Origin of the sequence: Lysobacter enzymogenes (genome assembly GCF_017168095.1) — a bacterium.
Classification (GTDB): domain Bacteria; phylum Pseudomonadota; class Gammaproteobacteria; order Xanthomonadales; family Xanthomonadaceae; genus Lysobacter; species Lysobacter enzymogenes_D.
On the sequence record NZ_LXSD01000439.1, the window covers coordinates 1 to 6,712 of the forward strand.

Annotated in this window: 9 protein-coding genes; 1 reads left to right on the forward strand and 8 read right to left on the reverse strand. The window is 72.4% G+C overall.

What is annotated here, in order from left to right; translation table 11 throughout:
• Positions 1 to 627 (forward strand): hypothetical protein (locus tag A7A76_RS18820; protein WP_206412644.1); only part of this gene is annotated, 627 nt, incomplete at its 5' end.
• Positions 628 to 758: 131 nt separating this feature from the next.
• On the opposite strand, the gene A7A76_RS18825 is transcribed toward A7A76_RS18820, so the two are convergent.
• From A7A76_RS18825 to A7A76_RS18860, 8 genes are all read right to left on the reverse strand, one after another.
• Positions 759 to 1,544 (reverse strand): DUF6683 family protein, encoded by a 786-nt coding sequence (locus A7A76_RS18825; RefSeq protein WP_206412645.1) that lies wholly within the window; start codon positions 1,542 to 1,544, stop codon positions 759 to 761.
• Between the two features lie 160 nt (positions 1,545 to 1,704).
• Positions 1,705 to 2,013: an EscF/YscF/HrpA family type III secretion system needle major subunit gene (locus tag A7A76_RS18830; RefSeq protein WP_206412646.1), complete on the reverse strand. Its 309-nt coding sequence runs from the start codon at positions 2,011 to 2,013 to the stop codon at positions 1,705 to 1,707.
• 223 nt (positions 2,014 to 2,236) lie between these two features.
• Positions 2,237 to 2,707 carry a hypothetical protein gene (locus tag A7A76_RS18835; protein ID WP_206412647.1) on the reverse strand — a complete coding sequence of 157 codons (471 nt, stop codon included), beginning with the start codon at positions 2,705 to 2,707 and terminating at the stop codon, positions 2,237 to 2,239.
• 69 nt (positions 2,708 to 2,776) lie between these two features.
• Complete coding sequence (locus A7A76_RS18840) at positions 2,777 to 3,568, reverse strand: hypothetical protein (RefSeq protein WP_206412648.1); 792 nt, start codon at positions 3,566 to 3,568, stop codon at positions 2,777 to 2,779.
• Between the two features lie 7 nt (positions 3,569 to 3,575).
• The gene (locus tag A7A76_RS18845; RefSeq protein WP_206412649.1) at positions 3,576 to 4,079 is read right to left on the reverse strand and encodes a hypothetical protein; all 504 of its coding nucleotides are present in this window, start codon (positions 4,077 to 4,079) and stop codon (positions 3,576 to 3,578) included.
• On the reverse strand, positions 4,076 to 5,428 hold the full coding sequence (locus A7A76_RS18850) for a FliI/YscN family ATPase (RefSeq protein ID WP_206412650.1): 1,353 nt from the start codon (positions 5,426 to 5,428) through the stop codon (positions 4,076 to 4,078). Before A7A76_RS18850 ends, A7A76_RS18845 begins: the two co-directional genes overlap by 4 nt.
• A 46-nt stretch (positions 5,429 to 5,474) precedes the next feature.
• Positions 5,475 to 6,212: a FliH/SctL family protein gene (locus A7A76_RS18855; protein WP_206412651.1), complete on the reverse strand. Its 738-nt coding sequence runs from the start codon at positions 6,210 to 6,212 to the stop codon at positions 5,475 to 5,477.
• 37 nt (positions 6,213 to 6,249) lie between these two features.
• The coding region (locus A7A76_RS18860) for a hypothetical protein (RefSeq protein WP_206412652.1) at positions 6,250 to 6,712 on the reverse strand (463 nt) is incomplete at its 5' end.

Consider the following 6,712-nt stretch of genomic DNA (forward strand, 5'->3'; position numbering starts at 1 on the left):
CTGGGCCTGGTCGGCGCCGCCACGCCCAACGCCGTGCCGGCCGCGCCGATGGCCGCGGCGATGTCGCAGGACGCGCTGGTCGCGCAACAGAACCTGCTCGCGCGCATGGCCGGCCAGCACGCGCCGGCCGGCACCACCGCCGCCAACGCCGCGCCGCCGCCGTCGGAAACCTCGGCCACGCTGCCGGCGGTGGGCAGCAACGCCGCCAACGCCGACCCGCGCTCGCTGCCGCTGGCCGGCCACGAGCGCGCCGCGCAGCAACGCGGCGACGCGTCGCCGACCTACACCGGCGAAGGCGCGCCGCGCCGCGCATTGCGCCGCGGCGGCAAGGTCGACAACGCCACCCTGACCCATTGGCTGTGGCGTTTCGGCCGCGGCGGCATCCACCGCCCCAGCCGCGAAGCCGAGCCGGAACTCGAAGCGCTGCGCGCGCTGCAATGGCTGTTCTGGGTGCTGACCGTGGTCGCCTACGCCTGCCTGGCGATGGCGATCGTGCTGATGCTGCCCAGCGGCAGCCTGATCAGCGAACGCGCCAGCCCGGGCGGCAGCGGCGTGGCGCTGTTCCTGGCCGTGGCGGTGGCCGCGGGAGCGTGGTGGCTGGGGCGCAGGATCGGGCGTTCGCGCTGAAGCGTCCGTCGCGTCGGAGCGAAAGGCATCGGGCCTGAAGGCCCTCCCACAACACCCGCACGGTTGTGGGAGGGCCTTCAGGCCCGATGCCTTTGTTTCAGACTGCCGTGCGTTTCAGACAGCGATGCGCTTCAACGCGTCAAACCGCCCGCGCCGAAACGGTACTCCTGCAAATCCAGCCCCAAGGTCCGCCGGATGTCCTCGCGCGCCGCACGCGCGAACGCGGCCTGGGTCTGCGGATCCGGCGCGCGCGCGAACTGCGCCAGCTTCTCGTCCAGGTTCAACGAACGGAACAGGAAATCGTCGGCCACCCATTGCCGCTGCGCCGGCGCCAGCTGCGCCAGCACGCCGTTGTCGGCGAAGGAGCCGCGCATCTGCTCGCGCAGCGCGCGCAGCGCCGGCGCCGCCGGCAGCGGCGCCTGGTGCACCAGCGCCCAGTTGACCGCGACGTGATAGGCGGCGACATCGGCGAGGTTGTCGTTGGACAGACCGCGCGCCGGCAGCGTGGCGGCGAAGCGGCGGCGGTACTCGGCGCCGCCGGAGCGGCGGGCGAAGTCGTCGGCGACGCCGCGGCTCTGCCTGGCCATCGCCGCGATCAAGGCCGCGCGCACGCGCTCGGTGGTGGCCGGATCGCGCCGGAACGACAGGTCCGCCGCGGCCGGTTTCGCGGCCGGTTTCGCGGCCGGTTTGGCCGCCGGCTTGGCGGCCGCCGCCGCGTCGCGGCCGCGCTGGCTCAGCGAGCGGTTAATCGCCGCGTTGACCGCGGCGGTGCCGGCGGTGTTCTGCATCGAGGCCATGCTCGAATTGAACGAGTCCATGTACGGCTGGTAGTCCTGCGCCCACGCCGGCGCACACGCGCCGAGCAGCGCCAGGACGGCGATGCGGCGCGCGCGCACTGCCGCTGAGAAGATCGTCATGAACGCATCGCCTTGGGAAACGCCGTGGACGTCGCCGCGCGGGCCGCCGCATAGATCGGCGCAAACGCCGTCGCACGAACCGCCATCCGCAAAAACGCGAAAGGAGCGAAGCCTCGCGGCTTCGCTCCCTCTCGCTCGCGCCGCGGGCGCGAGACCGCCATCAACCCTTGCGGGCGGTGTTGGCGTTGGTGTCGCCGATGGTCTTCACCACATTGGTGAAGGTGTTCATCATCAGCTGGAATTCCGACACCAGGGCCTGGGTCTTGAGCATGTCGCTGGGCTTGGCGTCGGCCGGCAGGTCGTTGATCGCCTTGGTCATCTGGTCGGCCTTCTGGTCGGCCAGCTTGCCGCACAGGGTGGCGATCGCCTGCAGCCAGCCCTGGCCGGCACTCTTGGCTTCGTGGGTCTTGTTCTGCACTTCCTGATTGGCCAGGGAGTTGACGAACAGGGCATTCACGTCGTTGCTCATGATCTTCTCCAATGCGATGCGTTGTGCGAGATAGAGCGGTTCAGCCTGGTCGTCGAGACCCGCCCCTGTTTGGTTGATGCCATCTTCCGCAGCGCCGCGGGGGCCAACAAGCTATGGCGTACCCTAGGGGCCGGGGCGAGGAGCACGCGAAGGGAAGCGAGGAGTGAGAACGGCGGCGCGCTTTTTCCCGCAGCCCGCTCCTGCGCGCTCGCCTCCGAGCCGTTCAGCCGCCCCAGGGATTGCGCGGCGTCGCCTTGCGCGCGGCCGGCTGCGCCGGCGCGGTCGCGGCGGCCGCGGCCTGCGCGGTCTTGCGCGCGGCGTTGCGCTCGTTCAGCCATTGCGCGGCGGCGTCCTCGCCCTGCTCGCGGCGGCGGCGCGAATACTCGTAGGCGTCCTGGATGGTGTCGCGGCGCAACGGCTCCAGGGTGTCGTCGAAACGGCGCAGGTGCGATTCGCGCTCACTGGCGCTGGCGTCGGGCACCAGCGCGTCGACCGCGGCGGCCCAGTCGCGGCGCAGCCCTTCGGGGTCGAAGTCGGCCGGCGCCGAGAGATCCTGCTGCTGCAAGGCTTCGTCGAAATGCTGCAGCAGCAGGCCGCGCTCGTCGGCGCTGAGCCCGGCTTGTTCCTGCAGCAGGTTTTCGAACGAGGCCCGCAGCTGGCGGCGCTGGTCGTCGGCGGCGTTCTGGTCGGTCATCGGTGGCGTTCCATCGGTTGGGTATGAGGAGCCCGCGCCGCGCGCCGCGCAGCGCCGGGCCGGCGGCGGTCAGTCGTGGAAATGCGGGTCGATGCTGAGCGCGCCGAGGTTGCGCGCGGCGAAGCGCCGCATCAGCTCGGGGCCGGCTTCGCGGATCGCGTCGTAGCTGGAGCGCGAGCGCGAATCGGCGCGCAGCTGCCAGCCTTCGGCGGTCTTGCTCAGCAGCAGGTCGGTGCCGGGCAGGGTCTGGTCGGACAGGCGCAGCAGCACCTGGCCGTCCTCGCCGTGGGCGCCGCCGCTGCTGACCGCGAACTGGCGCACGTGGCGCTCGATCAGGTCGGCGAAGGCGGCCGCGTTGGAGGTCGGCGGCGGCGGCTGCATCGGCGCGGCCTGTTCCGAGCGCATCGCCTGCTGCGCCAGCCACAGGCCGGACTGTTCGGACGAGGGCTGGTCGGCCGGGCCGCGATCGAACCCGACCGAATAACGCTGCTCGTCGCGCGACTTCTGCTCGACCGTGTGCTGGCGCGCCTGGCCTTGCGCGGCATGGTTCTGGGCGGTCTGGTCCTGGGCGAACTGGTTGCGGCCGCGCTCCAGCGCGCTTTGCTGGCGGCCGCGCTGCGCCTGCGAAGCGGCGTCGCCGGCGGCGGCCTGCTGGCCGTCCTCGGGCGGCGCGCCGGGCGCGGTCTGCCCGTCCTTTTGTCCCAACGCCTGGCGTTGCTGCATCAGGTTGCGGAACTGGTCGACCGATTCGGCCGGCGCCGGCTCGTGCGCGGCCAGGCGGCGTTCGGTCAGCTGCGCTTGCTGCGCGGCCTGTTGGGCGCGCCTGGCGTCTTCGTTGGCGGAGTTGCGGATCGTACTCATGGCGACCTCAGAAGGGACTGTTGTCGTGAGCGGAGCGCTGGCGCGCGGCCAGCAACAGATCGGCCGAATGCGCTTCCTCGCGGCGCTGGGCGATCGCGTTTTGTTCCTTGCGCCACACGTCGCGGCGTTTCTCCAGCGCCTCCAGCCGCGCCTTGGCGCGGAAGAAGGCCTTGCGCGCCTCGTCCAGCGCGGCCTCGGCCTCGCGCAGCTTGCCCTGCGCGTCGGCCAGGCGCTGGCGCGCGGCGGCGGCCAGTTCGGCCAGATGCTCGATGTGCGCTTCGCGCTGCGACATCGCCATCGGCCAGGGCACCCCCGCCGGCGGCGGATCGAGCAGGCGCAGGCGCTGTCCAGCGCGCTCGTTCTGCAGCGACTGGATCTCGCCCTCGATCGCCGTGCAGGCCTCGCGCCGCGCCTGCACCTGGCGCTGGCGCTCCATCACCGCCGCGCGCGCGGTCTCCACGCGGTGCTCGCGCAGCTGCAGCAAGGTGGCCAGGGGGAAGCGCTGCTTCATCCGAACAACCTGCGCAGCGCGTCGAGCGATTGCTTGTAGTCGGCCAGGTCGTTGGCCGACTGCTTGAGCAGCTTGCGGATCGGTTCGATCTTCTCGATCGCGACATCGGCGTCGGCGTCGCTGCCGCGCTTGTACTCGCCCAGCTGCAGCAGCAGCTCGATGTCCTGGTGCTTGGCCAGGTATTTGCGCAACTGCCCGGCGGCGCGCTGGTGCGCGTCGTCGGCCACCCGCGGCATGGTCCGGCTCAGGCTCACCAGCACGTCGATGGCCGGGTAGTGGTAGGCGGCGGCGAGCTTGCGCGACAGCACGATGTGGCCGTCCAGGATCGAGCGCACTTCCTCGGCGACCGGGTCGTCGCCGTCCTCGCCTTCCATCAGCACGGTGTAGAACGCGGTGATCGAGCCCTTGTCGTTGTTGCCGGCGCGCTCGAACAAACGCGGCATCTGGCTGAACACCGACGGCGGAAAACCGCGCCGCGCCGGCGGCTCGCCGATGGCCAGGCCGACATCGCGCAGGGCGCGGGCGAAGCGGGTGACCGAATCGACCAGCAGCATCACCCGCTGGCCGCGGTCGCGGAAGTACTCGGCGATCGCGGTGGCGACCCAGGCCGCGCGGCTGCGTTCCAGCGCCGGCCGGTCGGAGGTGGCGACCACGATGATCGACTTCTTCAACCCGGCTTCGCCGAGGTTGTCGTGGATGAATTCGTTGACCTCGCGGCCGCGCTCGCCGACCAGGGCGATCACGTTGACGTCGGCGTCGCCGCCGCGCGCGAGCATGCCGAGCAAGGTGCTCTTGCCGCCGCCGGCGACGGCGAAGATGCCCAGGCGCTGGCCGACGCCGGCGGTGATGACGGTGTCGATGGCGCGCACGCCGGTGGCGAAGGGCTGGTCGATCAGCTGCCGCGCCAGCGGATTCGGCGAGGCGGCGTAGATCGGCACCTGCACGGTCGGGCCGAAGCCGCCGCGGCCGTCGATGGCCTCGCCGTTGGCGTCGAGGATGCGGCCGAGCAGGCCGTCGCCGCAGCGCACCGAGGCCTGGCGGCCGGTGGCGATCACTTCGGTGTCGTGGGCGACGCCGTCGAGCGGGCCCAGCGGCGTCAGCAAGGTGTACTGGCGCGAGACGCCGACCACTTCGGCGGCGAGGCGGAACTTGCGGTCGCGCGGGCTGCGCAGTTCGCACAGTTCGCCGATCATCGCCTTCAGGCCGGTGGCGCGGATCATGGTGCCGTAGGCCTCGGCGACCTTGCCCACGCGCACCACGCTGGGCACGCGCGCGAGCGCGGCGATCAGCGGATCGATCTGCGCCGGCGCGGGCGCCGGCTGCAGCACGGTGCGCGGCAAGCTGCTCATCGCGCCGCTCCGCGCGCGGCGGCGAACAAGGCGGGCGCGGGCGCGCTCATCCGTCCTGCTCCGCGCCGTGTTCGGCGCCGTACTCCGCGCCCGACAGCGCGATCCGGATCGCCTCGATCTGCTGGGCCACGCCGGCGCGCACTTCGCCGACTTCCGACACCACCACGCAGCTGAGCCGGTCCAGGCTTTCGTCGTCGACCAGTTCGATCACGCCGACCACCGGATGCGCCTGGCGCACCAGGCCCAGGCCCTTGGCGACTTCCTCGCGCACGCTGGGGTGCACGCGGATCAGCAGGAACTGCTCGGCCTGCGCGGCTTCCACCGCGTGCATGACCAGCGGCGGCACCACCGTGCGCGCGTCGAACTCCGGCGAGATCCGCGCCACGATCGCGCAGGCCAGCTCGGTCACGCGGCTGCCGGCGTCGGCGAGCACGCGCGCGCGGCGTTCGTTGAGGTCGGCCAGCTGCTGCGCCATCTGCTGCTGCGCGCGCGCCAGGCCTTCGGCGAAACCGGCGGCGTAGCCGGCTTCGCGCGCCTGCTTGATTTCCTCGCCGGCCAGTTCGTACAGCGTGTTGACCCGGGCCAGCAGTTGGTCGATCTCGGCGACCTGGTTCCACTGCTGCGCCGGCACCACGGTGCCGGCCAGCGCGCGTTCGAACTGCTTGCGCTCGAACACCGCGACCGCACCGCCGCCGCGGCCGGCGTCGCGCCGCGCCGTCAGGTCGGCGACGTTGCTCGCGCCGGCGGCGGACGGGACATCGTGGCGGAGCGGGTCGGCGGGCATGGCGGTTCCGTGGCTGCGGCGAAGAAAGGGCGCGCGCTCAGGCGCTCAGAGGGCGCGCGCCGTGATGGGTGTGCAGGCGTTCGACCACTTCCGGCGGCAGATGCGCGACCAGCGCCGGCGCGTCCTCGTGCAGCTCGCGCGGCAGCAGCAGGCGCACCCAGTCGGCCAGGCCGGGGTCGCGGCGCTCGGCCCACAGCCGCAGTTCGGCGCGGCCGCGCAGGTCGAGCAGGAAATACAGCGGCGCGTCCTCGTCCATGCGCAGCGCGCGGTCGAGGTTGTCGGCCAGTTGCAGGGCCAGCTGGTTCTGCACCTTGCCGTCCCAGACCTGGCTGTCGAGCGCGAGCAGATAGGCGTTGTCGAGCGCCTGCTTGAGCCGGCGCACCGGCTCGCGCCGCACTTCGGCGCGGATCGCCGGAGCGTAGGCGAGCGCGCCGAGGTCGCGCACCAGCCGCTCGACCCGCGCGCGCGGCCAGCGCAGCGCGGCGGCGGCGAAACCCGCG